This is a genomic window from Grimontia sp. SpTr1, assembly GCF_947387585.1.
In the GTDB taxonomy this organism is placed as follows: Bacteria; Pseudomonadota; Gammaproteobacteria; order Enterobacterales; family Vibrionaceae; genus Enterovibrio; species Enterovibrio indicus.
On the sequence record NZ_CANDOD010000047.1, the window covers coordinates 1 to 1,353 of the forward strand.

A 1,353-nucleotide genomic window follows, 5' to 3' on the forward strand; every position below is an offset into this window, starting at 1 on the left:
TCTGGCGGACAGCGGCAATGACAAAGTGGGCAAAGCCACCATCGCTGACGATGGCACGGGTGCTAACCCACCGCCAATTGGTGGCGATGACCGCCCGACCGTATCTATTACAGGCCCACAAGCACAAGTCAGCGAAGGTGACAGTGCCAACTTTACCGTAACCCTCAACAAAGCTGCTGAGACCGGCGTCAAAGTCAAACTGTCCCTGACTGATATCGACACCGACGCTGATGATCTGGGCGACATGACCGTCTCGTACGAGCTGAACGGCAAGACCGAGGTGATCACGGCAGACAGCAACGGCGATTACACCATTCCTGCTGGGATCACTGAGCTCAATGTTTCGGTTACTACTCATCAAGATACGGACTACGAAGGCGACGAAGCATTTTCGGTCACTGTTACCCCGTCTGAAGGGGTGAGCGGCATTACCGACGGTAAGCTGGCTACAGATAACGCTATCGTGTCTGATGACGGTAAACTGGGTGGCAACAATGACATTGACGGTGGTAATGATGATCGTCCAACGTTGAACGTCAAAAGTCTCGGAGATACCGATGAAGGAAACTCGGCCACATTTAACGTTACGTTAGGTAATCAAGTTAAAGGCGAAGTCACTTACACGCTCAAGCTTGAAAGCAACGATGACTTCAATATTACTGACATCACGTCTATCAGCGTGAATGGCGATGAAATTACAGATCCTAATGACATTGCTAGCTTCTTTAACCAAGGCCACAACCTGACACTTGCGGGCAATAATACGAACTTTAGCGTCATCATTAACACCAAAGATGATAGTGAATTTGAAGGTCCTGAATCAGTCACGCTAAATGTGAATACAGACGTTGCTTTGGCGAAGTCAGGTAATCAACTATCCGACTCTGCAACGATACTGGACAACGACAATCCGCCTGTTGCAAACGATGACTATGACGGTGGCGACAGCTACTGGGTGAACAACAGCGATACAAACGGCATCTTAATTGCCTTTAACGACATTACGAAAAACGATACCGATAAAGACGACGGTGACACTGTTTCTGTCTGGAACAAAGATGACTTAGAGAGCTTTACCCTAGTACCAAGCGAAGCCGGTTCTATTGCATTGAGTGACGATGGCGAAGGGCTCGTATTTACACCTAATTCAGAATTCAACGGCCCAGTTCAAATTGAGTACTTTGCGACAGATGGAACTAATAAATCACTCGAACCGGCCAATATCCATATCTACGTCAATGAAGTGAATGCGAACAACGATGGACTCTCAACTGCATTCACAACCAGCAGTGCTGACGGCTGGCAGAACCTGGATGGGAATGAATATTTCACCATCAAAGCCCTCAAAATTGG

The 1,353-nt window shown here is 47.9% G+C and carries 1 protein-coding gene; it reads left to right on the forward strand.

The genetic code is table 11. The features are described 5' to 3' along the window. Positions 1-1,353: cadherin-like domain-containing protein (locus tag QL223_RS25855; protein WP_281546357.1), on the forward strand; the 1,353-nt coding region annotated here is incomplete at both ends.